Raw genomic sequence first — 25,476 nt, 5'->3', positions numbered from 1 at the left:
CGCTGAACACCCAGGACTCGGCGGCGTCGAGCACCGGCAGCTTCTTGACGAAGGTGTGCAGGTCGGCCCGCGCCGGCCGGGCGCACGGAACGCTGGTCAGGCGGCCGGTGGCGACCAGATGTACGGCGTCGTCGTGGTGACCACGACCATGCCGAGCCGCTCCAGGATCGGGCGGCTGTCCGGCGACGCGTCCACCTGCAGGTACCGCTTGCCGCGCGCGACCGCGCGGATCGCCCGGTGCGCCACCAGCGCCTTGTAGATCCCCTTGCCCCGCCACTGCTCCAGCGTCGAGCCGCCCCACAGCCCGGCGAACTCGGTGCCCTTCTCGTACCGCACCCAGCCGGCGCTGACCACGAGGTCGCCGGCCTCGGCCACCACGATGGTGATCCCCTCGGGGTCGGCGGCGATCTCCCGCGCCAGGCCGTACACCAGGTGGCTGCGGTCGGCGTGCCAGACCGCCTCCTCCATCGCCGCGATCCGCTCCAGGTCGGCGCGCTCGGTGACCTCCCGCAGCGTCACCCCGTCCGGCAGCACCGGCGGCTTCGCCAGCGGCTCGGCCAGGCCGATGACCACCGCCTCCAGCTCCTCCGGCACGAAGCCCGCCGCGACCAGGCGGTCGGGCAGGTCGGCGGGCAGGTCGTGGCCGCGCAGCTTCCACTCGACCTCCTGGCCGCGGGCGGCGTAGAAGTCGCGCTGGCGGGCGATGAGCGCGTCCAGCTCGGGGCCGGGCAGGTGGGAGACGTCGCGGTAGGTGACGAACCCGCCCCGGTCGAGCCCGCTGATGCGGATCACGGGGCCGTCGTGGTCGACGGTCGTCCCCTCGGGCAGCGGGTCGGGGGTCTCGGATCGTAGCTGCTCGTCGTACGCGCGGAGCAGGGCAACCGGATCAAGTTCAGGAGTCATCGCCCCGATACTAGAAAGGTGCTGGGTAGAGTGCGCAACTGGTTTGATCCGCGTGAGGTGCGCGAGGTGGGCACCACGCCCGACTACCGCTTCTCCCTGGCCAACGAGCGCACCTTCCTGGCGTGGATCCGCACCGGCCTGGCCATGATCGGCGGTGGGCTGGTGGTGGCCCAGTTCCTGCCGCCGATGGCGCTGCCGCACCTGACGAAGGTCCTGGGCGTCGCCCTGATCCTGCTCGGCGCGGGGTGCGCGCTGCGCGCGGTCGACCACTGGATCCGCTGCGAGATGGCCATGCGCACCGGCCGCCCGCTGCCGCCCTCCCGCTTCCCGGCGGTGCTCGCCGTGGTGGTCGGTCTCGGCTCGCTCGCCCTGCTGGCCGAGGTGCTCGTCGACTGGTGGCGCTCCCGGTGAAGCGCGCCGCAGCGTGCCGGCGGACCGCAGGCGGCGGCCATTACGGCGGCGGACCCGGCCGGTGGCGCCGACGGCGGGCACCCGGCCGGTGAACGGGGCGGCAGATCCCGGGGCGCAGCCGGAGCGGACGCGGCTGGCGTGGCGGCGCACGGTGCTGGCGGCGACGGCCTGCGCGCTGCTGCTGTTCCGGCTGGCGTTCGAGCGCGGGCTGGACCCGGCCGGGGCGGTCGGGCTGGCCCTGGGCATGCTGTGCTGGCTGGCGCTGCTGGCGCTGGCGCACCGGCGGATCAGGGCCATGGCCAGCCCGCGCCCGGTCGGGGTCGCCCGGCTGCTCGTCGCGGTGGCCGTCTCGTGCCTCGGCACCGCGCTGTTGGGGGTACTGCTCATCCTCGCCTGAGGTCTAGTGTCTACGCCGTGGCTCGACTCGGGTTGGTTTTCTTCATCGTCGACATCATCCTCACCGTGGCGGCGCTGGTCAGCTGCCTGTCCGCGGAGGAGGACCGGCTGCGCTCGCTGCCGCGCTGGGCATGGGTGCTGATCATCCTGCTGTTCTCGCCGATCGGCGCGATCGCGTGGTTCGTCCTCAGCCACCGGAGCGGGCCGCGCCGGCCCGTGTGGAAGCAGGGCAGCGGCTTCCCGGAGGCGCAGCGTCCCGGCCGGGCGCTCGCGCCCGACGACGACCCGGAGTTCCTGCGCAAGCTCGCCAAGGAGGCCAAGGACAGCAAGGACGCCGACCGCGAGCTGCTCAGCAAGTGGGAGATGGACCTGCGCCGCCGCGAGGAGGAGCTGCGCAAGCAGGACAAGCCCGAGGACTAGTCCCGCTGCCGCAGCAGCCCCGCGAGCCAGTGGAAGGACGCCTTGGGCGTACGCCGCTGCGTCGGGTAGTCCACGTGCACCAGCCCGAAGCGCTGGCTGTAGCCCGCCGCCCACTCGAAGTTGTCGAGCAGGCTCCACACGTAGTAACCGCGCAGGTCGAGCCCGGCCGCGCGGCGCTCCAGCGCCACGGCCAGGTGCTCGCGCAGGTAGTCCACCCGGCGCGGGTCCGGCACGGTGCCGTCCGCGGCGACCTCGTCCGGGAAGCTGGCGCCGCCCTCGGTGATGTAGAGCGGCGGCAGCCGGTCGCCGTAGCGGGCGGACAGCTCGTCGAGGGTGTCGCCGAGCCCGGCCGGGCTGACCGGCCACCCGAATCCGGTCCGCGGCGCGCCCTCGATCTCGGCGAACGCGAACGGCAGCTCGCCGACCCGCGCGAAGTCGCCCTCGGGCGTGTGGTCGGTGGCCGCGTCCGGGTCGGCCATGCTCACCCGGCTCGGGTAGTAGTAGTTGACCCCGTAGAAGTCCAGCGGCGAGGAGATGACCGCCAGATCGTCGGCGGGCAGCTCCGCCAGCACGCCGAACATGTCCCCGAACGGCTCCGGCGCCTCGGGATAGCGGCCGAGCAGCACCGGGTCCTCGAACATCCGGTTCGCGATGAGGTCGTACAGCGCCGCCGCGAGCTGGTCCTCCGGCTGGTCCGAGGCGGGCACCACGGGGGTGTGCACGTTGGTGATGCCGAGCTGCCCGGCCACGCCGGCGGCGCGCAGCGCGCGGACCGCGAGGCCGTGCCCGAGCAGCTGGTGGTGCGCGGCGGGCAGGGCGTCGAACAGCAGCGCCCGGCCCGGTGCGTGCGCGCCGGTGGCGTAGCCGGCCAGCGTCACCGAGTGCGGCTCGTTGATCGTGATCCACTTGCCGACCCGGTCGCCGAGCCGCGCCGCCACCAGGGCGGCGTACTCGGCGAAGCGCTCCGCCGTGTCGCGGTTCAGCCAGCCGCCCGCGTCCTCCAGCGGCTGCGGGGTGTCCCAGTGGAACAGGGTCGCCACCGGCTCGATCCCGCGCGCCAGCAGGCCGTCCACGAGCCGGTCGTAGAAGGCCAGACCGCCCGGGTTGGCCGGTCCGGAGCCGGTCGGCTGGATGCGCGGCCACGCGATCGAGAAGCGGTACGCGTCCGCGCCGAGCTCGCGTACCAGATCAAGGTCCTGCTCGTAGCGGTGGTAGTGGTCGCAGGCGACCCCGCCGGTGTCGCCGCCCAGCACCTTGCCGGGCGTGGCGCAGAAGGTGTCCCACACCGACACCCCGCGGCCGCCCTCGGCCACCGCGCCCTCGATCTGGTACGCCGCCGTGGCCACCCCGAGCTGGAAGTCCCTCGGCAGCCTCACGAGCCGAGCACCCGGTCCAGGTAGTCGTTGGCGAACACCCGCTCCGGGTCGAGCTTGTCGCGCACCGCCAGGAAGTCGCCGAAGCGCGGGTACGACCCGGCCAGCGTGCTCGCGTCCTGGTAGTGCATCTTGCCCCAGTGCGGCCGGCCGCCGTGCGCCCGGAAGATCTGCTCGGCCAGGCGGAAGTAGGTGTGCGGGTCCTCCTTGAAGAACCGGTGGATCGCGATGTACCCGCTGTCGCGCCCGTGCGCCGTGGACAGCCAGATGTCGTCCGGCGCGGCCACCCGCACCTCGACCGGGAACGAGATGCGCCAGCCGTTCTGCTCGATCAGGCGGTCCAGCGCCCGCAGCACGTCCGGCACCTCCTCGCGGGGCAGCGCGTACTCCATCTCCCGGAAGCGGACCTCGCGCTTGGTGGTGAAGACCGAGGTGGAGACGTCGGTGAACTCGCGGTTGTTGGTGAGCCGCTGGGCCAGCCGGTTGATCGGCGGCGTCAGCGCCGGCACCACGCGGCCGAGGTGGCAGACCCCGTTGAAGACCGTGTTGGACATCAGGTCGTCGTCCACCCAGCGCTGGAAGCCGCCCAGCGGCGCGCTCGGCGCGTCCATCGGCAGCCGGGTGTTCGTCTTGGTCAGCGCGGTCCTGGTGTGCGGGAACCAGTAGAACTCGAAGTGGTCGGCCGACAGCGCCCGCTGCTCCCACTGCGCCAGCACCTCGTCCAGCGGCTCCGGCTTCTCCACCGCCCGCAGCTTGTACGCGGGCACGCACTGCACCGTGATGTCGAGCAGCACACCCAGCGCGCCCAGCCCCAGCCGGGCCGCGTCGAGCAGCTCCGGGTTGCTGTTCTCGGAGATCTCCAGGATCCGGCCGTCGGCGGTGGCCAGGGTCAGCGCGACGATCTGCGTGGCCAGGCCGCCGAACGCGTGCCCGGTGCCGTGCGTGCCGGTCGACGTCGCGCCCGCGATGGTCTGCGCGTCGATGTCGCCCATGTTCTGCAGCGCCAGCCCGTACGGCCCGAGCAGCTCGGGCAGCCGGTAGAGGTGGGTGCCCGCGGCGAGCTTCACCCGCTGCCGCTGGGCGTCCACGGCCAGCACACCCTGCAGGTTACGCAGGTCGAGCTGCACGCCGGGGGCCACGGCGATGCCGGTGAAGCTGTGCCCGGCGCCGATCGGCTTGACCCGCAGCCCGTCGGCGCGCGCGGCGGCGATCGCCTGCACCACCTCGTCCGGGCTCGCCGGATACGCGACCCGCACCGGGGTCACGCTCTCGATCCGACTCCAGTTCCGCCACACCGCGCTGCTCACAGAAAAACCTTTCCTTCGCCGCGATACGTGGCCACCGCACCCGCCACCGCATCTCCGTCGATCACGTGCAGCTCGTCCAGGTGCTCGGACAGCTCGCCCGCCTTCGTGTGCCGCAGCCACACCCGGTCGCCCAGGCGCAGCCCGGCCGCGGCCTTGCCGACGACCGGCGTCTGCACCTCGCCGGCCATCTCCCGGGGCACCATACGCAGCCCTTCGGGCCACACGACCCGGGGCTGGCGGTCGGCGCCGGGCGGGCCGGAGGCGATCCAGCCGCCGCCGAGCAGGGTCACCCGGTCCGGGGCGGGGCGGCGCACCACCGGCAGCGCGAACGCCGCCGCGGGCGCCGGGGTGAAGTGGGCGTAGTTGTCGAACAGGTGCGGGCCGAACAGGCCCGACCCGGCCGCGACCTCGGTGACCGAGCCGTCCGCGCCGGTCGCCTCCAGGCTGCCGGTGCCCCCGCCGTTGACGAACTCCAGCGGCGCCAGCTCCGACACCGCCGCGACGGCCGCCGCGCGGCGCTCGCGCAGCTCGGCCATGGAGGAGCGCTGGATCGCGCGCACCAGCGCGCCGCGCACCGGGCTGCCCTGAGGGGCGTTGCCCAGTCCCGCGATCTGCGCCTCGTACCCCATCATCCCGACCAGCCGGAAGCCGCGGCGGCCGACGACGGCCTCGGCCAGCGCGCGAGCCTGCTCGGCCCGGTGCACCGGGGAGCGCCACACGCCGACGTGCCCGAGCAGCCGGGACCGGAACGACGAGTCCAGCTCGATGGCGACCCGGATCGGCTCGCGCGCCGCCGGCGCGACCACCGAGTCCACCAGGTCCAGGTGGTCCACCGAATCGATCATGATGGTGACGCGCCCGGCCAGTTCGGGCGAGGCGGCCAGCCGCGCGATCGCGCCCCGGTCGGCGCTCGGGTAGCCGACCACGACGTCGTCGATCGTCTCGGCCAGCCACAGCGCCTCGGCCAGCGTGTACGCCAGCACCCCGTGGTAGCCCGGCAGCGCCAGCACCGCGTCCAGCACCGCCCGCACCCGCACCGACTTGCTGGCGACGCGGATCGGCACGCCGTTTGCCCGCCGGGCCATGTCGTGCGCGTTGTGCGACAGGGCGGCCAGGTTCAGCACGCCGAACACCGGGTCCAGCGCGGCGGTGGCCGCGTCCATGGCCGGCCAGTACGCCGCCGGGTCCGCCCAGGGCCGGGCGCCCGCCCCCTGCTCATGCAGCTTCAGATCCATCAGCGCACCCCCTTCACCGGCAGCACAACGAGCGCACCGACCACCGAGGTGATGCCTGCGGCGAGGTAGAGCGTGCCGAACCCGCCCCACTGCGCGACGATGTACGCCCCCAGCAGCGGCGCCAGCGCCTGCGGCACGGCGGTGGCGATGTTCATGATGCCCAGGTCCTTGCCGCGCGCGGCCGGGTCGGGCAGCACCTGCGTGGCCAGCGCCTGGTCCACCGACAGGAAGCAGCCGTAGCCCAGGCCCAGCAGGCCCGCGCCGACCGTGGCCACGGTCAGGTTCGGCCAGAACGCCAGCAGCAGCGCGGCGGTGCCCTGCAGCGCCGACGACACCAGCACGAACACCTTGCGGCGGCCGAGGCGGTCGGACAGCCGGCCCAGGAACAGCGCCGCCAGCACCACGAACAGCATGTAGATCAGGGTCAGGACGAGCAGCGTGTCCTCGGCGTTGGGCACCTTCACCTGGTACATCAGGAAGTACAGCAGCAGGGTCGTGCCCAGCGCGTTGCCGACGTTGACCAGGATCCGGCTGAGCAGCGTCCAGCCGAAGTCGGGGAAGCGGCGCGGGCTGATCCAGAAACCGGCGGCGAGCGCGCGCAGGCTGAACGGGGGCCGCTGCGCCTTGGGCAGCACCTCGTCGGGCACGCCGAGCAGGAACGGCAGCACCAGCACTACCAGCAGCGCCGCCATCAGGGCGTACCCGATGAACTGGCTCAGCGCCAGCGCGGTGACCAGCACGATGCCGAGGATGGTGCCGACCGCCTGCGGGGCGGAGATCCAGCCGGAGACGTAACCGCGCTGGCCCACCGGGACCTGGTCGGAGATGGTGGCGGTGAGCGCCGCGGTGAGCACGCAGAACCCGATCAGGGTGAGCGTCCACCACACGCCGATCCCGACGATCCCGGTCTGCGCGCCGAGCACCACCAGCGAGGCCGCGAACAGCAGCGCGCCGCCGAGGATCCACGGGCGGCGGCGGCCCAGCCGGGAGGCGGTGCGGTCGGACAGCGCGCCGGTCAGGGGGTACGCGATGAGCGCGAACGCGCCCGCGATGCCGGACACCACGCCGAAGGCGACCACGTTGTCGACCCAGTCCGCCGCCTTGAGCTGCGCCTCGACCTGGATCGGCAGCAGCAGCTGCACCGGGGTCAGCTGCGCCATCCACACACCCAGCCAGGCCAGCGCGAACAGGCTGATCCAGCGGCCGCCGATCGGCTTGACCGGCTCGGCGAAGGGGGTGGGCGCGGGCGTCGCGGGGTCGGTCGCGGCGAGCGTGGCCGGTTCGGTCATGGGGGTGCCCCTCAGCGCGTGGTGAGTCCCGACGCGCAGACTTTAGAGAACTTTTCACATTCGCACCAGACACGTCCTCCGGACAGATGACACCCGTCCGTTGATCACCCGATTTGCCTGGCACATGGGCGGATACGTCGCCATGATTCACCCGTTTGCCAGGCAAGTCGGATGATCTTGGGGTCACCCGGCGCGGGTCTGGCGTGAATGTGAAACCTTCTCTAGGCTCCGCCGCCATGAAGGCATACTCCCGCTTGCTCGGCATCGTCGCCGTGGCGGTGATCGCGGTGCTCGGACCGGCGACCGCGGCATCGGCCCACGAGGAGCGACCCACCCGAGAGCTCGACGGCACCGGCAGCGTCCCGGTCTACCGCACGGCCGGCCCCACGCTGCTGGTCTGCAAGAGCGACCAGGCCGACTTCGCCACCCGCGTCGCGGGCTTCCCGGCCGAACTCAAGGCCGCCAACGAGCAGCTGTGGCAGCAGTGCCAGCAGGACGGCTACCGGCACATCCAGCAGGCGGTCGACGCCGCGCACCTGCCGGGCACCATCATCAAGATCCTGCCGGGGGTGTACCTGGAGGAGCCCAGCCTCGCCCCGCCCAGCCCCGAATGCGCGGCCATGGAGAACGGCGCGGTGCGCGGCAAGATCTACGGCTACCCCGTGCTCACCTGGGACCAGCAGCTCGCCTGCCCGCACCTGGCCAACCTGGTGGCCATCCTGGGCAAGAAGAGCCTGCAGCTCGAAGGCACCGGCGCGGGCCCGCTCGACGTGCTGGTCGACGCGCAGTACAAGAAGCTCAACGCGATCCGGGCCGACAACGCCGACGGCGTGTACTTCCGCAACATGTCCGCGCAGCGGGCCCAGTTCAACGCCTTCTACGTGATGGAGACCGACGGCTTCGTCCTCGACCGGACCGTCGGCCGCTGGAACGACGAGTACGCCTTCCTCACCTTCGCCGTCGACCACGGGCTCTACACCGACTGCGAGGGCTACGGCAACGGCGACTCCGCCATCTACCCCGGCGCCGCGTCGAACATCAACAAGGACCGCGGGCACGACGTGCCGCGCTACGCCGTGGAGATCCAGCGCTGCTACGGCCACCACAACACGCTGGGCTACTCCGGCACCGCGGGCGACTCGGTGTGGGTGCACGACAGCGTGTTCACCGAGAACACCGCGGGCATCGCCACCGACAGCGCCTTCCCCGACCACCCCGGCATGCCGCAGAACCACTCGAAGTTCGAGCGCAACATCATCGCGAACAACAACGTGGACTACTACCAGTACATCGTCGACGGGACCTGCAAGAAACCGTTCGAGCAACGCGGGTACGAGCAGGGCGTGGTGTGCCCGGCGGTCGGCCTGCCGGTCGGCGCCGGTGTGGTCAACCCCGGCGGCAACTACAACATCTGGCGCGACAACCACATCTACGACAACCGGTACGCCGGCTTCGTGACCAGCTACGTGCCCGGCTTCGTGCGCAACGACACCGAGTTCGCCCAGCAGTTCGACACCTCGCACCACAACCGCTACCTCGACAACGTCATGGGCGTCAGCGAGAAGGGCGAGGCCAAGCCGAACGGCCTGAACTTCTGGTGGGACGGCCAGGGCGTCGGCAACTGCTGGACCGACATGTCCGGCACCAACATCCGCACCCTGCCCGCCTGCGGCGAGAACGACCTGCCCGGCCTGGGCACCCACCGCTACCTGGGCGAACCCGCCGGGACGCTGAAGATGTACGCCTGCGCGGGCTTCAACGGCGGCGCCCAGCACCTGCCGTCCGACTGCGACTGGTACGGCGCGTACGCCGCGCACGGGATCGAGCGCATCGAGGTCAAGTGGGCGGTCGGCGGCGCGGTCGTGCTCGGTCTGCTCGCGATCGGCCTGTACTACCGCCGCCTGCGCGGCTCGAAGCGGGCGCTGCCCGGCCTGCTGCTGGCCGTCGGCGGCCTCACCGTGGGCGTCTTCGGCACCGTCGAGATGGGCAGCGTGCTGCACCCGATCGGGCTCGCCCTCTACGGCGCGGGCTTCGCGCTGCTGGGCCTGGCGCTGCGCGGCACCCGCGCCCGGAAGTTCGGCGTGATGACGCTGATCGTGGCGGTGTTCGCGCTGCTCGGTGCGATCGACCACGGCCTGCTGATGATCCCGTGGCTGCCGGTCTCCCCCGCCCTGCTGCGGGTGCTGATGGAGATCGTGTGGATTCCGTGGGCCCTCGGCGCCGTCGTCGCCGCGCCCCGTCCCACCCCTGCAACGGCCGACCCCGCTCCGCCCGCGGAGCCGGAACCGGCCACCGCATAACACCCGATGGGATCTGGAAGAGCCGTCGTCGATGCGGCGACGGCTCTTCTAGATCCCGTCCTGTCCGGACAGGACGGCGGCGTGGCGTCGCGTCCATGCGTGGTCGGCGCGGATCTGGTCCGGCACGCCTCGTGCACAGAGGCGGATCATCGCCGGATCGCCGCCTTCGGCCGCCGCCTCGATGCCGCGGCGGCACCGGTCCTGCCACCACAGCACGGCGGGCACCAGCCGGGACCGGTCGGCCAGGCCGTACGCCGCCGCGATCACGCCGATCAGCCGCGCGGCCTCGGTCACGTCCTCGACCGTCGGACCGAGGTCGAGATACTGCCAGCACACATGCGCGACGTCGTGGATGCGAGCGCCCGGCGCGGCGGCGTCCCAGTCGATGAAGGCGACCGGTCGCAGTCCGGCTCCGCCGTCGCGGTAGACGGTGTTCCTCGGCGCGAGGTCGTTGTGGCAGACGACCTCCTGGTCGCCCGCCAGCCTGGTGCCGGCGGTGAGATCGTGCAGCTCGCGCACCAGCCGGGCCACCGCGGCCAGGCACTGCTCGGTGCGCAGCGCGGCCGGTCGGCCCGGTTCCCAGGCGACGTGGCCCTCGACGAAGTCGAGCATCTCGCGTCCCCGCTCGTCGACGCCCCGCCAGCGGGGTGCGCCAGGCCATCCCCGGTCGGCCAGCAGACCGAGCAGCTCGCGCACGTACGCCGTGTTGGCCGTCGGCACCCGGCGGACCGTGTCACCGACCCGCACCACCCCGCTGACCGCGCCCCCGGGAAGCGCCGTGCCCTCACCCATCCGCTCATTGTCGCGGCGACGCGCGCCGACCGTGTTCCCGCCCGCCGGGCCGGACGGCGGCCAGGCAGAATCGGACGGTGAGGATCGCGCTGCTGGGGCCGCTCGAGGTACGCGGCGACGATGGGACTGCCGTCGACGTGCCCGGCATGCGGCTGCGTACGCTGCTGATCCGGCTGGCGCTGGAGCCCGGACGGGTGGTCACGCACTCCTCGCTGGTCGACGCGGTGTGGGTCGACGAGCCGCCCGCCAACGCCGCCAACGCGCTGCAGGCGCTGGTGTCGCGGCTGCGCCGGGCGGTGCCGGGGCTGGCCGTCGAGCCGCACCCGGCCGGATACCGGCTGGCCCTGCCGCCGGATGCGGTGGACCTGCACCACTTCGAGCGGCTGCTGAGCGCAGGCGCGCCCGAGGAGGCGCTCGCGCTGTGGCGGGGACCGGTGCTGGCCGACGTCGCCGACGCCGACTTCGCGCGCGCGGTGACGGCCCGGCTGGAGGAGCTGCACGCGAGCGCCCGGGAGGAGGCGGCCGAGGCCGCGCTCGACCGGGGCGAGGTCTGCGTCGAGGACGCCGAGGAGCTGGCCGCCGCGTACCCGCTGCGCGAGCGGCCGGTCCGCCTGCTGATGCGCTCGCTGCACGCGCGCGGCCGCACTCCGGAGGCGCTGGCCGCGTACGGCCGCTACCGCCGCCGGCTCGCCGACACCCTCGGCACCGACCCGTCGCCCGAACTGAACGCGCTGCACCTGACCTTGTTGCGAGACTCCCCCGCCGCCCCCTCGGCGCCCGGCGACCGGGCGAAGTCCGCAACCGCGACCGCTTCCGGTGGCGCGGGTCCCGCAGGCGCGGCTGCCAACGGCGCGGCGACCGCCGGCGCAGGTTCCGCAGGCGTGGCGGCTCCCAGTGGCGCAGGCTCCGCAGGCGCGGCGACTCTCGGGGGTACAGGCTCCGCAGGCGCGGCTGCCGGTGGTGTGGCGCCTCTCGGCGGACCGGCCGGGCTGCCGGCGATCCCTGAGCCGCTGACCTCGTTCATCGGGCGGGAGGGCGAGCTCGCCGACGTGCTCGCGGCGGTCGGCGCGCACCGGCTGGTCACGCTGACCGGGCCCGGCGGCACCGGCAAGACGCGCCTGGCGATCGAGGCCGCCCGCGCCGCCCGGCTGCCCGACGGCGTGGCGCTGGTCGAGCTGGCCCCGGTGACCGAGCCGGACGAGGTGCCGTACGCCGTCGCGCTCGCGGTGGGCCTGCGCGAGCAGCTGCTGCCGCCGGGCGGGCGCGGGCAGGCCGGGCGGGCGCCGCTGGACGCGACCGCGCGGCTGGCCCAGGCTCTGGCGCACCGGGCCGTCCTGATCGTCCTGGACAACTGCGAGCACCTGATCGACGCCGTCGCGCACCTGGCGGGGGCGCTGCTCGCGGCCTGCCCCCGGCTGCGCGTGCTGGCCACCAGCCGCGAGCCGCTCGGGCTGACGGGTGAGGCGCTGCTGCCGGTCGCGCCGCTGGCCGTGCCGCCCGCGGACGCCGACGCGCGGGAGGCCGCCGGGTACGCGGGGATGCGGCTGCTCACCGAACGCGCTGCGGCCGGGCGGCCCGGGTTCGCGCTGGACGACGCCAACGCGCCCGCGATGGTGCGGCTGTGCCGGGCGCTGGACGGGGTGCCGCTGGCGATCGAGCTGGCCGCCGCGAGGTTGCGTACGCTCCCGCCGGAGCTGCTCGCCGACCGGCTGGGCGACCGGTTCCGCCTGCTCACCGGCGGCAGCCGCACGGCGCTGCCCCGGCACCAGACGCTGCGGGCCGTGGTCGACTGGAGCTGGGACCTGCTCACCCCCGCCGAGCGGGCGGTGTGGCGGCGGCTGTCGGTGTTCGCGGGCGGCGCGACGGTCGAGGCCGCCGAGGCGGTCTGCGCCGGGGCGGACGTGCCCGCCGAGGACGTGCTGGACCTGCTCGGTGCGCTGGCCGACAAGTCGATCCTGCGCCTGTCCGGCGACCGCTACGGGATGCTGGAGACCATCCGGGAGTACGGCGTGACCCGGCTCGACGAGGCCGCCGAGCACGGCGCCGCGGTGCGCGCGCACAGCGCGTACTTCCTGGCGCTGGCCGAGACGGCCGAGCCGCACCTGCGCCGCGCCGGGCAGCTGGTCTGGCGGCGGCGGCTCGGCGCCGACCACGACAACCTGCTGGCGGCGCTGCGCCGGGCCGTGCACGCCCGGGACACGGTGACGGCGGTGCGCTTCTGCGCCGCGCTGGGCTGGTACTGGTGGCTGTCCGGGTACCGCGCCGAGGGCGGCCAGCTCACCGCCGAGTCGCTGGACCTGCCCGCCGTGCCGACCGCGGTCCTGCCGGAGGCCACGGTCGCGGTGGCGTGCGCGACGGGCGCGCTCAACCTCGGCGACGCGGGCGGCGAGCGGGAGCAGGTCGGGGCGTTGTACGACCGGGCGGTGGCGCTGGCCGCCCACGACCCGGACGCGCATCCGCTGCTGGCGATCGTCGCGCCGGTGAGCCGGCTGATGCACGCGATCGACCTGGCCGGCGCGTACGGCGCCGACGGCACGCTGCCCGGGTTCGCGGCGCTGTTCACGCACCCGGACCCGTGGGTGGCGGCCACCGCGCGCGCCTTCCACGCCCACGCCGCGCTGAACCTGGGCCAGTCGCACGCCGAGGCGGTGGTGGACTTCCTCGCCGCCCTGGACGGCTACCGGAGCCTCGGCGACGGCTGGGGCATGGCGCTGGTCCTGGAGGCGCTGTCCACCCTGGACAACCAGCGCGGCGAGTACGCCCGCGCGGCGGCGTCCGCGCGGGAGGCGATCGAGCTGCTGCGCACCCTCGGCGCCACCGAGGACATGATCCAGCTGCACATGCGGCTGTTCCATGCGCTGTGGATGGACGGCCGGCGTGACGAGGCGGTGCCCGTGCTCGCCGAGGCGCAGCGGCTGGCCACCTCGCACGGCGTGCCGGTGGCCCTGGCCGGCATCGAGTACGCCTGGAGCAACCTGCACCGGCTCGACGGCGATCTGGACCGGGCGCTGCGCCGCGCGGACCGGGCCGCGGAGCTGATCCGGGGGGTCACCGTGGCGCCGCAGTTCCGGGCCGTGCTCGCCACCGAGCACGGCCTGCTCGCGGGCGAGCGCGGCGACCTGGCCGCGGCCCGCGACCACCACACCCAGGCGCTGGAGCACGCGCTGTCCGCGGTGGACTCCCCCATCGTCGGCCACGTGCTGGTGGGCCGGGCCGACCTCGCCCTGCGCGAGCAGGACCCGGCACTGGCCGCCCGGCTGCTCGGCGCGGCGGCCGCGGTGAACGGGGCGGTGGACCGCTCCCTGATCGACCTGCCGGTGGTCGAGCAGGCGGCCCGGTCCGCGCTCGGCGACGAGGCCTTCTCGGCCGCATACCGCCTCGGCCAGGCCACCGACCTGCGCGGCGTCCGCGCCCTCGCCGCCGGCACCCCCTGACCCGCCGCGGCCGCGATCGTGGCCGCTGGGGCATGATCGCTGTTTCGTGCCACGATCTGCGGTCAGACCGCACTTTCTGACACGGAACACCGATCATGCCCAGCGGTCCCGGTCCCCGGCTCGCTGTCAGACGCGCTTCTTGAAGCGCCAGACCGCGAGCGGGGCGAAGACCAGCATCAAACCGACCGCCCAGGCCAGTGAGGCCAGCACCGGGCCGGACTGCACCGGGCCGGTCAGCAGGCCGCGTACGGCGTCGGCGAGCACCGTCACCGGGTTCGCCTTCACCCACACCTGCAGCCAGCCGGGCATGGTCTCGGTCGGGGCGAACACGTTGCTGGTGAAGGTCAGCGGGAACATCACCGCGAAACTGAAGATCTGCACCTTGTCCGGCTCGCTCACGCTCACCCCGACCAGCACCGCGAGCCACGCGATGCCCAGGCAGAACGCCAGCATCAGGCCGAACGCGCCGAGCACCCCGGCCACGCCCGTACCCACCTGGAAGCCCATCACCAGGCCCAGGACCAGCAGCAGCGCCACCGACCAGGCCTGCTTGACGGTGTCGGCGACGATCCGGCCGGCCAGCGGCGCCCAGCGCGCGATCGGCAGCGCGCGCAGCCGGTCGAAGACGCCCTTGGTCAGGTCGCTGTTGAGCATCACGCCGATGTTCATCGTGGCGAAGATCGTGTTCTGCACGATGACGCCGGGCAGCGCGAACTGCAGGTAGTCGCCGGTGTCGCCGGAGATCGCCCCGCCGAAGACGTACGTGAACAGCAGCAGGAACATGATCGGCTGGATGCTGAGGTCCAGGATCTCGAACGGGTTGTGCTTGACCTGCACCAGGCTGCGCCAGGCCAGGGTCATCGTGTGGCGCAGCCCGGCCAGCGGGCTCACCCGTGCCGTGGGGTGCAGCGTCGTCATGCCGTCACCCCGCCACGCCCGGTGCTGGTGATCTGCTCGCTCATACGGCGACCTCCTCGGTGATCTCGGCACGGTGGCCGGTGAGGGCGAGGAACACCTCGTCCAGGGTGGAGCCGCGCAGCGCCAGCTCGGCGACGACGACCTCGGCGTCGTCGAGGCGGCGCACCACGGCGGGCAGCACGGCGGGATCGGTCACCTGCGCGACGACCTCGTGCTCGGACAGCTCCGGGGCGGCGGGCGCCAGGTCGGCGAGCACCGCCCGCACGATCTCGAGGTCGTCGCGGCGGGCCGGGCGCACGACCAGGGTCTGCGCGCCGGTACGCGCCTTCAGCTCGGCGGGTGTCCCGCCCGCGATGACCCGGCCGTGGTCGATCACCACGATCTCGTCCGCGAGCTGGTCCGCCTCCTCCAGATACTGCGTGGTCAGCAGCACGGTCACCCCGTCGGCGACCAGGTCGCGCACGATGTCCCACATCTCGTTGCGGGCCCGCGGGTCCAGCCCGGTGGTGGGCTCGTCGAGGTACAGCACGCGCGGGCGGCCGACCAGGCTCGCGGCCAGGTCCAGGCGCCGGCGCATACCACCGGAGTAGGTCTTGGCGGCGCGGCCGGCGGCCTCGTCGAGGCGGAAGCGGCCCAGCAGCTCGGCCGCGCGGGCCTTGGCGTCGCGGCGGGACATGCCGAGCAGGCGGCCGATGAGCAGGAGGTTCTCGGTGCCGGTGAGGGTCTCGTCGACCGAGGCGTACTGGCCGGTCAGGCCGATCGCGGAGCGGACCCGGTGCGCGTCGCGCACCACGTCGAACCCGGCGACCCGGGCCTGGCCGGCGTCGGGACGCAGCAGGGTGGCGAGGATGCGTACGGTGGTCGTCTTGCCGGCTCCGTTCGGGCCGAGCACCCCCAGCACGGCGCCGGCGCGCACCGCGAGATCCACGCCGTTCAGGGCAGTGGTCCCACCGAACCTCTTGACCAGCCCCTCGGCGGTGATGGCATTCGTCATGCCCGACACCCTGCCGAGCCGCCCTGATACCCCCCTGACCCCGACTGACACACCGCTGACACGCCCCGCCCCACCCCACCCGCTCCAAGATCGCGTCGATCTTGCGCGAAGTGTTAGGGATATGCCCGGTTAAGGCGTGTCATCCCCACGGTTCACGCAAGATCAACGCGATCTTGGGGTGGCGAGGTGCGGTGCGGTTCGGGTCAGGCGAGGTTGGCGGAGCGGGGGTAGGCGTCGGCGGGGTCGGTGATGACGTTGACGAGGTAGGGGACGCCTGCCGAGAAGGCGCGGGTGAGGGCGGCGGGGAGGTCGGCGGCCCTGGTGACGGTCTCGCCGCCGCCGCCGAGGGCCTTGACGACGTCGTCGTAGCGGAGTTCGGGTTGAAGGTCGGCGGCCACGTCGTAGCCGTACATGGCGCGCATGGGGTGCTTTTCGAGGCCCCAGATGCCGTTGTTGCCGACGACCATGACGACGGGCAGGTGCTGGCGGGCCAGGGACTCGACGTCCATGAGGGAGAAGCCTGCCGCGCCGTCGCCCATGAGGACGCAGATCTGGCGGTCGGGGTAGGTGACGCGGGCGCCCATGGCGTAGCCCATGCCGGTGCCCAGGCAGCCGTAGGGGCCGGGGTCGAGCCAGCTGCCGGGGACCGAGGGCTCCAGGTAGCGGCCGGCGTACGAGACGAAGTCGCCGCCGTCGCCGATGGTGACCGCGTCGGGCGCGAGGATCTTGCGCAGCTCGCCGTACACGCGGGCCGGCTTGATCAGCTCGGTGTCGGCCTGCATCTCCAGCTCGTGCTTGGCGGCCTGGGCCTGCTCGGCCTGGCGCAGCGTGGCGACCCAGTCGGCGTGGTCGGTGCGGTCGCCGGTGTAGTCGGCGAAGCCGGTCAGGATGGCGCGCAGGTCGCCGGCGGGCGAGACGGCGACGCTCACATGCGCGGCGCGCTGGCTCGGCGCGTCGACGACGTGCACCACCTGGGCGGCGCCGAAGTCGCCGAAGCCGAGGCGGAAGTCCAGCGGGGTGCCCACCACGACCACCACGTCGGCGGCGTCCAGGGCCTTGCGGCGGGCCTTGGCGAAGGCCAGCGGGTGGCTCGGCGGCAGCGAGCCGCGGCCCATGCCGTTGGCGAAGACGGGGACGGTCAGCGCCTCGGCGGCGGCCCGCAGCGCGTCGGTGGCGTCGCCGCCGTACACGTCGGAGCCGGCGATGATGACGGGGCGGGCGGCGCCGGCGATGAGGCGCGCGGCCCGCTCGACCTCGTCCGGGTCGGGGGCGAGCACCGGCACGGCGGGGGCGACGGCCTTGCCCTCGCCGGTGCTGAAGATGACCTCCAGCGGCAGGTCCAGGAAGGACGGTCCGCGGTGCGGGGCCAGCGCGTGCTCCAGCGCGGTGGTCACCGCCGCGGCGATGTCGTCGGTCGCGCCGACCGTCGCGGCGTGCTTGGTCACCGGGGCGACGATGGGCAGGTGGTCGATCTCCTGCAGCGACCCCGAGCCCCAGCGGAACTGCGGGGCCCGCCCGCCCAGCACCAACACCGGCGCCGCGTTGAAGAAGGCGCTGGTCAGGCCGGAGACGCCGTTGGTTACGCCGGGGCCGGCGGTGAGCACCGCGACGCCCGGCCGCCGCTGCAGCTTGGCCACCGCCTCGGCGGCGAACACGGCGGTCTGCTCGTGCCGCACGTCGTAGAGCGGGAAGCCTTCCTGGTGCGCCGCGTCGTAGAGCGGGAAGACGTGTCCACCCGAGAGGGTGAACAGCTCGCGTACGCCCGCGGCGCGCAGCGCGGCCAGCGCGAGCTGACCGCCGTGCCCGGCGACGACGTTGTCCGATGCCTCAGCCATGCCCATGTCCCTTCGTGTGCGGGGAGCCTACCCAGCACGCCGGAAAAGATGAAGAGGACTCACAAAACCCGCCCGGCGAGCCTGCCGGCGTCAGCGGCCGATGAACTTGGGCTTGCGGCGCTCCACGAACGCGGTCATGCCCTCGCGCCGGTCCTCGGTGGCGAACAGCGCCGCGAACAGCTGCGACTCCCAGGCCAGCCCGGACGCCAGGTCGCGGTCGAGGCCGCCGTCGATCGCCTGCTTGGCCGCGCGCAGGGCCTGCGCCGGGCCGTTCACGTACTCCGCGACCAGCGCCTTGGCCTGGTCGTACACCATGTCGGCGGCGCACACCCGGTCGGCCAGCCCGATCGCCAGCGCCTCGGCGGCGTCGACCATCCGGCCGGAGAAGATGATGTCCTTGGCCTTGGCCGGGCCGACCAGCCGCGCCAGGCGCTGCGTGCCGCCCGCGCCGGGGATGACGCCCAGCTTGATCTCGGGCTGGCCCAGCTTCGCGTCCTCCGCGACGACCCGCCAGTCGCAGGCCAGCGCCAGCTCGCAGCCGCCGCCGAGGGCGTACCCGGTGATCGCGGCGACGACGGGCTTGGGGATGCGCGCGATGGCGTCGAAGGCGCTGCTCAGCGCACCGGCGCGGGCGGCCATGTCCACGTACGACATCTCCGCCATCTCCTTGATGTCGGCGCCCGCCGCGAAGACCTTGGGTCCGCCGTAGACGACGACGGCGGCGATGCGGCCGTCGGCGGTGACCGCCTGGGCGGCGGCCCGCAGCTCCTCCTGGACCTGCACGTTGAGCGCGTTCATGGGCGGCCGTTCCAACCGGATCGTGCCGATGCCGCCGTCGACTTCCACGTTGACGAACTCGCCCACCACTGCCTCCTCATCGAGTGCCGATATGAGGAGCTTATGTGCCTTGCGTCCATCGCCTACGGTGAGGGCCGGAGGCTGCGATGATCGTCTATTACCGCGATCCCGCCGTGGAGGTGACCTCCACCGCGATCCACATCCACGACCGGGTCTTCCGCCTCGAGGATCTGGAGTACGTCTGGCACCGCGAGATCACGGCCGATCCGCGGGCGGTGCGCCGGCTCGCCGGCCGCGGCGCGCTGAACGCCGGAGTCGTGGTCGGCGCGGTGCTCGCCCTGCTCGGCGTGGTCTACCTGATCGCGGGCGCGGTCGGCGACCCCGGCGCGGCGGGCAGGGTGCTGGTGCCGCTGGCGGTCGTGGTGCTGCTGGTGGGCCTGGCCGGGCCGGCGCTGGAGTGGACCCTGCACCGGCTCGACCACAGCTACGACCAGGGCATCGCCATGCACGAGATCTGGGCGGTATGGCGCGGCCGCGAGCTGCTCCTGCTGCGCGTCGCCGACGAGTCGCGCTTCGGCCGGATCTACCGCTCGATCCAGCGGGCCATGGAGCAGCAGTGACTCAGGCCGTCTCGACGATCTCGCGGCCGAGCGGCCACAGCGCCGCCGGCACCAGCTTGAAGTTGGCGATGCCGAACGGGATGCCGATCAGGGTGATGCACAGCGCGATGCCGGCGGTGATGTGCAGCAGCGCCAGCCACCAGCCCGCGACGATCAGCCAGATCACGTTCGCCAGCGTCGAGGCGAGGCCCGCGCTCGGCTTCTCCACGATCGTGTACCCGAACGGCCACAGCGCGTAGCGCGCCAGCCGGAACGAGGCGACGCCGAACGGGATCGTCACCACCAGGACGAAGCAGATGATCCCGGCCAGGCCGTACGCCAGGGCCAGCAGGAAGCCGCTGCCGAAGATGAACCACAGGATGTTCAGGAGCGTGCGCATACCTACGATCGTGACCGGTCGAGGCAACCCCGGCACGCGATCGGCGCGACCGCGCCCCGGCGGTGCCTGATCGAAGCTCCGCTCAGCGGTCGGACCAGCGGGAACGGAGCTTCGACCGGACGGTCAGCGGGCGCGGGCGGTGAAGCGGCCCTCGGTCGAGGTCACCTCGAGCGGCAGGCCGAAGGTGGCCGACAGGTTCTCCGAGGTGACCGTCTGCGGGATCGGGCCCGCCGCGACGATGCCGCCCTCGCGCAGCAGCAGCGCGTGCGTGAAGCTCGGCGGGATCTCCTCGACGTGGTGGGTGACCAGCACCAGCGCGGGCGCGTCCGGGTCGGCCGCGAGCTCGGACAGGCGGGCCACCAGGTCCTCCCGGCCGCCCAGGTCGAGCCCGGCCGCGGGCTCGTCCAGCAGCAGCAGCTCGGGGTCGGTCATCAGCGCGCGGGCGATCTGGGTGCGCTTGCGCTCGCCCTCGGACAGGGTGCCGTAGCGGCGCTCGGCCAGCCCGGCCATGCCCCACTCCTCCAGCAGCTCCTTGGCGCGCGCCTCGTCCATCGCGTCGTAGCTCTCCCGGAACCGGCCCACCACCGACCAGGACGCGGTGACCACCACGTCGCGGACCAGCTCGTCGGCGGGCACGCGCTCGGCCAGCGCCGCCGTGGACAGGCCGATCCGGGTGCGCAGCTCCTGCATGTCGACCCGGCCGATGCGCTCGCCCAGCACGAACACGGTGCCGCTGGTGGGGTGCGCCCGGCCCGCCGCCAGGTGCAGCAGGGTGGTCTTGCCGGCGCCGTTGGGCCCGAGCACCACCCAGCGCTCGTCCAGCTCCACCCGCCAGGAGATGTCGCGCAGCAGGTGCTTGCCGTCGCGTACGACGTTGACACCTTCGGCGGCGACGACCAGGTCCGGGTCGTCGGGAGCGACGGCGGAGTTCACCTCGTGGACGGTATGGGCGACACGGTGCAGTCCTGACACGCCGATATCCAATCACGGCCGCCGCCGCTCGGGGGCGACCTGCCAGCCAGATCACAGTGCGGCCGGGCGGCCGCCCCCACACCCGGCGCGTCATCGCATAGGTTGTGCGGACACAGACCGATGGGGAGGCGCTGTGACCACGGCGATCGAGATCAGCGGGCTGCACAAGACGTTCCGCGGCCTGCGGCGCGAGGAGCACACCGCGCTCGACGGGTTCGACATGGTGGTGGAGCGCGGCCAGGTGCACGGGTTCCTCGGGCCCAACGGCTCGGGCAAGACCACCACGCTGCGTACGCTGCTGGGCCTGCTGCGGGCCGACGCGGGCGAGATGTCGATCCTGGGCGTCCCGAGCACCCGGTTCGCCGAGGTGGCGCACCGGGTCGGCGCGATCGTGGAGAGCCCGGCGTTCTTCAGCCCGTTCACGGGCCGCAAAACGCTGCGCCTGCTGGCCACCGCGGGCGGCATCCCGGCCGCCCGGGTCGACGAGGTGCTGACCACGGTCGGCCTGCGCGACCGCGCCGACGAGCCGGTCAAGGCGTACTCGCTGGGCATGCGCCAGCGCCTGGCGGTGGCGTCCGCCCTGCTCAAGCACCCGGAGCTGCTCATCCTCGACGAGCCGGCCAACGGGCTGGACCCGTCCGGCATCCACGCCATGCGCACGCTCATCGGCGACCTCGCCGCCGGCGGGGTGACCGTGCTGCTCTCCAGCCACCTGCTGTCGGAGATCGAGCAGGTCTGCGACTCGGTGACCATCATCGACCGGGGCCGCCGGGTCACGCACGGGCCGGTGTCCGTGGTGCTGGCCGGGCACGACACCGGCGAGCACCTGGTCCGGGTGGCGGAGCCGGCACGCGCCGCCGCCCTGCTGCGGGCCGCCGGCGCGACGGTGCGCGTCGCCGAGGAGGCGCTGGTCGTCGGTGGCCTGGCCGGGCCCGCGGCGATCAGCGAGACGCTGGGCCGCGACGGCCTGTGGCTCACCGAGCTCACCCCGCTCACGCCCGACCTGGAGAGCGTGTTCCTGGATCTGACCGGCACCAGGCCGTCCCCGGTCGACCCGCCGCAGATCGGCGTGCCCGCCCACCGCGTCGCCTCCGACGGCGGCGTCATCGACCTGGATGTGAAGGAGGCGGTGTGAACCTGTTCCGCGCCGAGCTGAGCCGCCTGCTGGCCCGCCGGTTCAGCCACATCATGCTGATCGGCATGGTCGCCGTCTTCGGGATCACGGTCGCCACCGTGCTGGCCAGCTCCCAGAAGCCCACCGCGCAGACCTGGGCCGACGCCGAGTCCGCCGCCACCTCGCAGCGCTCCAGCCTGCTGCAGTGGCAGGCGAACTGCGAGCGGGCGAAGGACAGCGGGGAGGCCGAGGCCCAGGCGTTTCCGGAGGACTGCCGCACCCGCGACCCGAACGAGATCGAGGCGGAGGACTTCCTCTGGGGCGTCTTCGTCTTCACCCACGAGATCCGCGGCCTGGCCGTCTTCCTCGTCGTGTACCTCAGCTTCTTCGGATTCGTGCTGGCCGCGTCGTTCGTCGGCGCCGAGATGGGCAGCGGCGGCATCACCAACCTGCTGCTGTGGCGGCCGCAACGCTCGGCGGTGCTCGGCGCCAAGCTCGCCGCGGTGCTGACCTGCGTCACCGCGTTCGCCGCCGCGTTCACGGTGCTCTACGTGGGCACGTTCTACCTGATCGCGGTCGGCGCGGGCTGGGTCGGTGAAGCACCGCCCGCGTTCTGGAGCGATCTGATCACCATGTGCGTACGCGGCGTCGCGATGTCCATCGCCGCGGCGGGCTGCGCGTTCGCGCTGGCCACGCTGGCCCGGCACACCGCCGCGGCGCTCGGCATCGTGGTCGGGTACTTCCTGATCTGGGAGGCGGGCGCGCGCATCGTCTTCGAGATCGTCGGGGCGCTGCCGTACGACCCCTACTTCCTGTCCAGCTACCTGGCCGCGTTCGTCAACGGCGACCTGCGGTACTGGCAGGGCTACGACGGCTCGGGCGACCTGGTGATCACGCAGGTGACCGGCGGCATCGTCGTCACCGCGCTCACCGCCGCCCTGATCACCGCGGCCTTCGCCAACTTCCGCCGCCGCGACCTGGCCTGACCGCCCCGCAGCCGGGACGGGGGTCAGTCGACGGTGGAGCCGAAGACCTCGTCGCGGACCGCGTCGAGGCCGGTGAGCAGGGCGCCCTGGAGCACCGGCTCGTCGGCGACGCCGGTGACGACGACGCGCGGCGCGACCGGGCTGATCGCGGCGACCTCGTGCTGCACCCGCTCGGCCAGCGGCGTGCCGCCCGCCGCGCCGACCTCGCCGGCCAGCACCACCAGCGGCGGGTCGAGCACGATGCAGGACGCGGCCACGCCCAGCGCGAGCCGCCGGGCGATCTCGTCGAGCACCGGGCCGCCCTTGGTGCCGGCGGTGATGGCGGCCTTGACCGCCTCGGCGGCGCTCGCCGCGCGGAAGCCGTGGTCGCGGGCCACGCTGCGGACCGCGTCGGCCCCGGCGACCTGCTGGAACGCGCCCTTGCCACGCCGGCTGACCTCGCGCGGGATGTCCGCGCCGGGCACCGGCAGGTAGCCGATCTCACCGGCCGCGCCGGAGGTGCCGCGGTGCAGGCGGCCGCCGAGCATGACCGCCAGACCGACGCCCTGCCCGATCCAGACCAGCAGGAAGTCGCCGACCTCGCGGGCGGCGCCCGCGTGCGCCTCGGCCACCGCGGCGAGGTTCACGTCGTTCTCGAACAGGATGGTGGTGTGCAGGTCGTCGCGCAGCGCCGCGGCCAGGCCCCGCTGCCAGCGCGGCAGGTTGAAGGCGAAGACGATGTCGCCGGTGTTCGGGTCGACCAGACCGGGCGTGCCCAGCACGATGCGGCGCACGTCGCCCAGGTCGGCGCCGGCCTGCTCGACGGCCTGGACCACCGCGTTGTGCACCACGCGCACCGGGTCGTCGCCGCCGCCGTTGAGGTCGGGCTGGGTGGACACCTCGACCCGGCCCACCACGGCGCCGGTGATGTCGGCGCAGGCGGCGATGACGTGCTCGGCGCCGACCTCCACGCCCACCACGTACGCGCTGTTCGGTGCGACGTTGTAGAGCTGCGCGTTCGGCCCGCGGCCGCCCGCCTGCTCGCCGACCCGGCGCACCAGGCCGCGCTCCTCGAGACGCTCGACCAGCTGGGAGGCGGTGACCTTGGACAGGCCGGTCAGCTCCCCGAGCTGGGAACGGGTCAGCGGACCCCGGGCGAGCAGCAGCTCGAGGGCGGCGCGGTCGTTGAGCGCGCGGAGCAACCGGGGGGTGCCGGGCTGGGAAACTGCGGCCATGGTGCGTCATCCTAGAGCTAGACGCCGGCACCACCGGGTTCCGGCACGCGCTGGCTTTTAGTAAAGTTTCTTATTAGATTGTCTTCCTTAACCAGTACGGCCGTAGCCTACGGCCTAGACGCGCAAAACCACTATGGATGGCAAGACCCGACACACTGGCCGAAGGGCCCATCACCATGTCGGCGCCGGTCGGCGTCGAAGCGGAGGACACCGTGACCACTGACCCCGGTCTACGCAAGCTGGCCCTGCGTACGCTGCTGGCCGCCTTCCCCGGCCACACCGCGCCGAGCTGGGCCGCCGACCTGCTCGGCGAGGGCCTGGCGGGCTACACGCTGTTCGGGTTCAACATCGCCGACGCCGACCAGGTCGCCGCGCTCACCGGGCAGCTGCGGGCCGCCCGGCGTGACGCGATCATCGCCATCGACGAGGAGGGCGGCGACGTCACCCGGCTGGCCCACCGCACGGGCAGCCCGTACCCGGGCAACGCGGCCCTGGGCGCGATCGGCGACCTCGACCTGACCCGGCGGGTGTACCACGCGATCGGCCGCGAGCTGGCCGACGTCGGCGTCAACCTGAACCTCGCCCCCACCGTGGACGTCAACACCGCCACCGACAACCCGGTCATCGGCACCCGCTCGTTCGGCGCCGACCCGGTCCGGGTCGCCGCGCACGCCGCCGCGGCCGTGGTCGGCCTGCAGCAGGCCGGGGTGGCCGCCTGCGCCAAGCACTTCCCCGGGCACGGCGCCACCATCGCCGACTCCCACCTGGAGCTGCCGACCGTCGACGTGACGCCCCAGCTGCTGCGCGACCGCGAGCTGCCCCCGTTCGCGGCCGTCATCGCGGCCGGCACCAAGGCGATCATGACGGCGCACATCCGGGTGCCCGCGATCACCGGCGACGACCCGGCGACCTTCAGCAGCACGCTGCTCGTCGACGTGCTGCGCGGCGAGTACGGCTTCACCGGCACGGTCGTCACCGACGCGCTGGAGATGAAGGGCGCCTCGCGCAGCGCGGGCGGCATCGGCCCGGCCGCGGTGCGTGCCCTGGGCGCGGGCGCGGACCTGCTGTGCCTGGGCGCCGACATCGAGCTGGAGATCGTGGAGGAGGCCGCGTCGGCGATCGCCGCGGCGCTGGCCGACGGCACGCTGCCGGTCGCCCGGGTGGAGCAGGCGGTCGCCCGCAACGAGGCGCTGGCCGCGTGGACCCACGGCATCGAGGACATCGAGCTCAGCCCGCGGCTGGGTTACGACGCCGCGCGGCGCGCGGTCAGCGTCGAGGGCAGCCTGACCGGGTTCGAGCGGCCGTTCGTCGTACAGCTGCGGGCCGGGCACACCATCGCCGAGGGCGCCGTGCCGTGGGGCCTGTCCCCGCACCTGGACGGCACCCCGCAGCTGGCCGTGGCCGCCGACGAGACCAGCGCGGGTGCGCTGATCGACGCCGCGGCCGGCCGCCCGATCGTGCTCGTCGGGCGGCACACCCACCGCAACCCGGCCGCCCGCTCGCTGGCTGAGCAGCTCGCCGCCGTACACCCCCTCGCGGTCGTCGAGATGGGCTGGCCCGCCGGCTGGCGCCCCACCGGCGTCAAAGCCTTCGTCACCACCTACGGCGCGAGCCACGCCAACGGCCGCGCCGCCGCCGAGATCCTCGGCCTGGCCTCCTGACCCGCTGCCCCAGCCCACCAAGATCGCGGCGATCTTGCGCGAACTGTTAGGGATATGCCCGGAAAGGGGGTGGGGGACCCCAACTTGACGCTAGATAGACGCGGCGCTGGGGGCCCGCGGGCCCC

The 25,476-nt window shown here is 73.5% G+C and carries 22 protein-coding genes; 9 read left to right on the top strand and 13 right to left on the bottom strand.

Annotation, left to right across the window (positions count from 1 at the left end; translation table 11 throughout):
- Window positions 1-96 precede the first annotated feature (96 nt).
- Window positions 97-903, bottom strand: coding sequence for a GNAT family N-acetyltransferase (locus AB0J67_RS26830; protein ID WP_363486227.1), 807 nt, complete (start codon window positions 901-903; stop codon window positions 97-99).
- Between the two features lie 18 nt (window positions 904-921).
- On the opposite strand from AB0J67_RS26830, the gene AB0J67_RS26825 reads away from it, so the two are divergent.
- The 3 genes from AB0J67_RS26825 to AB0J67_RS26815 all read left to right on the top strand — a co-directional run bounded on the left by AB0J67_RS26825 (window position 922) and on the right by AB0J67_RS26815 (window position 2,130).
- Window positions 922-1,314, top strand: a complete 393-nt coding sequence (locus AB0J67_RS26825) for a DUF202 domain-containing protein (RefSeq protein ID WP_363486226.1) — start codon at window positions 922-924, stop codon at window positions 1,312-1,314.
- Window positions 1,315-1,375: 61 nt separating this feature from the next.
- A complete protein-coding gene (locus tag AB0J67_RS26820) occupies window positions 1,376-1,711 on the top strand; it encodes a DUF202 domain-containing protein (RefSeq protein ID WP_363486225.1) in 336 nt (111 codons plus the stop codon).
- Window positions 1,712-1,728: 17 nt separating this feature from the next.
- Complete coding sequence (locus tag AB0J67_RS26815; RefSeq protein WP_363486224.1) at window positions 1,729-2,130, top strand: PLD nuclease N-terminal domain-containing protein; 402 nt, start codon at window positions 1,729-1,731, stop codon at window positions 2,128-2,130.
- On the opposite strand, the gene AB0J67_RS26810 is transcribed toward AB0J67_RS26815, so the two are convergent.
- The 4 genes from AB0J67_RS26810 to AB0J67_RS26795 all read right to left on the bottom strand — a co-directional run bounded on the left by AB0J67_RS26810 (window position 2,127) and on the right by AB0J67_RS26795 (window position 7,334).
- Window positions 2,127-3,506 (bottom strand): GH1 family beta-glucosidase, encoded by a 1,380-nt coding sequence (locus AB0J67_RS26810; RefSeq protein ID WP_363486223.1) that lies wholly within the window; start codon window positions 3,504-3,506, stop codon window positions 2,127-2,129. The genes AB0J67_RS26815 and AB0J67_RS26810 overlap by 4 nt on opposite strands.
- On the bottom strand, window positions 3,503-4,810 hold the full coding sequence (locus AB0J67_RS26805; RefSeq protein WP_363486222.1) for a D-arabinono-1,4-lactone oxidase: 1,308 nt from the start codon (window positions 4,808-4,810) through the stop codon (window positions 3,503-3,505). Before AB0J67_RS26805 ends, AB0J67_RS26810 begins: the two co-directional genes overlap by 4 nt.
- Window positions 4,807-5,973, bottom strand: coding sequence for an alanine racemase (locus tag AB0J67_RS26800; RefSeq protein ID WP_363486228.1), 1,167 nt, complete (start codon window positions 5,971-5,973; stop codon window positions 4,807-4,809). Before AB0J67_RS26800 ends, AB0J67_RS26805 begins: the two co-directional genes overlap by 4 nt.
- Before the next feature lie 71 nt (window positions 5,974-6,044).
- The gene (locus tag AB0J67_RS26795) at window positions 6,045-7,334 is read right to left on the bottom strand and encodes an MFS transporter (protein ID WP_363486221.1); all 1,290 of its coding nucleotides are present in this window, start codon (window positions 7,332-7,334) and stop codon (window positions 6,045-6,047) included.
- Between the two features lie 236 nt (window positions 7,335-7,570).
- Here AB0J67_RS26795 and AB0J67_RS26790 point away from each other — a divergent pair, with 236 nt between their 5' ends.
- On the top strand, window positions 7,571-9,634 hold the full coding sequence (locus AB0J67_RS26790; RefSeq protein ID WP_363486220.1) for a hypothetical protein: 2,064 nt from the start codon (window positions 7,571-7,573) through the stop codon (window positions 9,632-9,634).
- Between the two features lie 48 nt (window positions 9,635-9,682).
- On the opposite strand, the gene AB0J67_RS26785 is transcribed toward AB0J67_RS26790, so the two are convergent.
- Window positions 9,683-10,426: a phosphotransferase gene (locus AB0J67_RS26785; protein ID WP_363486219.1), complete on the bottom strand. Its 744-nt coding sequence runs from the start codon at window positions 10,424-10,426 to the stop codon at window positions 9,683-9,685.
- Window positions 10,427-10,503: 77 nt separating this feature from the next.
- On the opposite strand from AB0J67_RS26785, the gene AB0J67_RS26780 reads away from it, so the two are divergent.
- Complete coding sequence (locus tag AB0J67_RS26780; protein WP_363486218.1) at window positions 10,504-13,860, top strand: BTAD domain-containing putative transcriptional regulator; 3,357 nt, start codon at window positions 10,504-10,506, stop codon at window positions 13,858-13,860.
- Between the two features lie 126 nt (window positions 13,861-13,986).
- Here the strand turns inward: AB0J67_RS26780 and AB0J67_RS26775 are convergent, their stop codons facing one another.
- The 4 genes from AB0J67_RS26775 to AB0J67_RS26760 form a co-directional block, all read right to left on the bottom strand.
- On the bottom strand, window positions 13,987-14,778 hold the full coding sequence (locus tag AB0J67_RS26775) for an ABC transporter permease (protein WP_363486217.1): 792 nt from the start codon (window positions 14,776-14,778) through the stop codon (window positions 13,987-13,989).
- Window positions 14,779-14,818: 40 nt separating this feature from the next.
- Window positions 14,819-15,772: an ATP-binding cassette domain-containing protein gene (locus tag AB0J67_RS26770; protein ID WP_363486216.1), complete on the bottom strand. Its 954-nt coding sequence runs from the start codon at window positions 15,770-15,772 to the stop codon at window positions 14,819-14,821.
- Between the two features lie 203 nt (window positions 15,773-15,975).
- Window positions 15,976-17,607, bottom strand: a complete 1,632-nt coding sequence (locus AB0J67_RS26765) for an acetolactate synthase (RefSeq protein WP_363486215.1) — start codon at window positions 17,605-17,607, stop codon at window positions 15,976-15,978.
- 90 nt (window positions 17,608-17,697) lie between these two features.
- Window positions 17,698-18,471, bottom strand: a complete 774-nt coding sequence (locus AB0J67_RS26760) for an enoyl-CoA hydratase-related protein (RefSeq protein ID WP_363486214.1) — start codon at window positions 18,469-18,471, stop codon at window positions 17,698-17,700.
- Window positions 18,472-18,551: 80 nt separating this feature from the next.
- Here AB0J67_RS26760 and AB0J67_RS26755 point away from each other — a divergent pair, with 80 nt between their 5' ends.
- Entirely contained in the window at window positions 18,552-19,025 is a 474-nt protein-coding gene (locus AB0J67_RS26755; protein WP_363486213.1) for a DUF6232 family protein, read from the top strand.
- Between the two features lies 1 nt (window position 19,026).
- Here AB0J67_RS26755 and AB0J67_RS26750 read toward each other — a convergent pair whose 3' ends face one another.
- Window positions 19,027-19,404, bottom strand: coding sequence for a YccF domain-containing protein (locus AB0J67_RS26750; RefSeq protein WP_363486212.1), 378 nt, complete (start codon window positions 19,402-19,404; stop codon window positions 19,027-19,029).
- 123 nt (window positions 19,405-19,527) lie between these two features.
- Complete coding sequence (locus AB0J67_RS26745) at window positions 19,528-20,337, bottom strand: ABC transporter ATP-binding protein (RefSeq protein ID WP_363486211.1); 810 nt, start codon at window positions 20,335-20,337, stop codon at window positions 19,528-19,530.
- Between the two features lie 172 nt (window positions 20,338-20,509).
- On the opposite strand from AB0J67_RS26745, the gene AB0J67_RS26740 reads away from it, so the two are divergent.
- Both AB0J67_RS26740 and AB0J67_RS26735 read left to right on the top strand, forming a co-directional pair.
- Complete coding sequence (locus AB0J67_RS26740; protein ID WP_363486210.1) at window positions 20,510-21,511, top strand: ATP-binding cassette domain-containing protein; 1,002 nt, start codon at window positions 20,510-20,512, stop codon at window positions 21,509-21,511.
- Window positions 21,508-22,476, top strand: coding sequence for an ABC transporter permease subunit (locus AB0J67_RS26735; RefSeq protein WP_363486209.1), 969 nt, complete (start codon window positions 21,508-21,510; stop codon window positions 22,474-22,476). The genes AB0J67_RS26740 and AB0J67_RS26735 overlap by 4 nt, the downstream gene beginning before the upstream one ends.
- A gap of 23 nt (window positions 22,477-22,499) precedes the next feature.
- Here AB0J67_RS26735 and AB0J67_RS26730 read toward each other — a convergent pair whose 3' ends face one another.
- Complete coding sequence (locus AB0J67_RS26730) at window positions 22,500-23,690, bottom strand: ROK family transcriptional regulator (RefSeq protein WP_363486208.1); 1,191 nt, start codon at window positions 23,688-23,690, stop codon at window positions 22,500-22,502.
- A 212-nt stretch (window positions 23,691-23,902) separates the two neighbouring features.
- On the opposite strand from AB0J67_RS26730, the gene AB0J67_RS26725 reads away from it, so the two are divergent.
- Window positions 23,903-25,351, top strand: coding sequence for a glycoside hydrolase family 3 protein (locus AB0J67_RS26725; RefSeq protein WP_363486207.1), 1,449 nt, complete (start codon window positions 23,903-23,905; stop codon window positions 25,349-25,351).
- Window positions 25,352-25,476 lie beyond the last annotated feature (125 nt).

This window comes from Catellatospora sp. NPDC049609, from assembly GCF_040675365.1.
In the GTDB taxonomy this organism is placed as follows: Bacteria; Actinomycetota; Actinomycetes; order Mycobacteriales; family Micromonosporaceae; genus Catellatospora.
The sequence above is the reverse complement of the archived record's forward strand: the minus strand, read 5'-3'. Positions and strand labels throughout refer to the sequence as shown.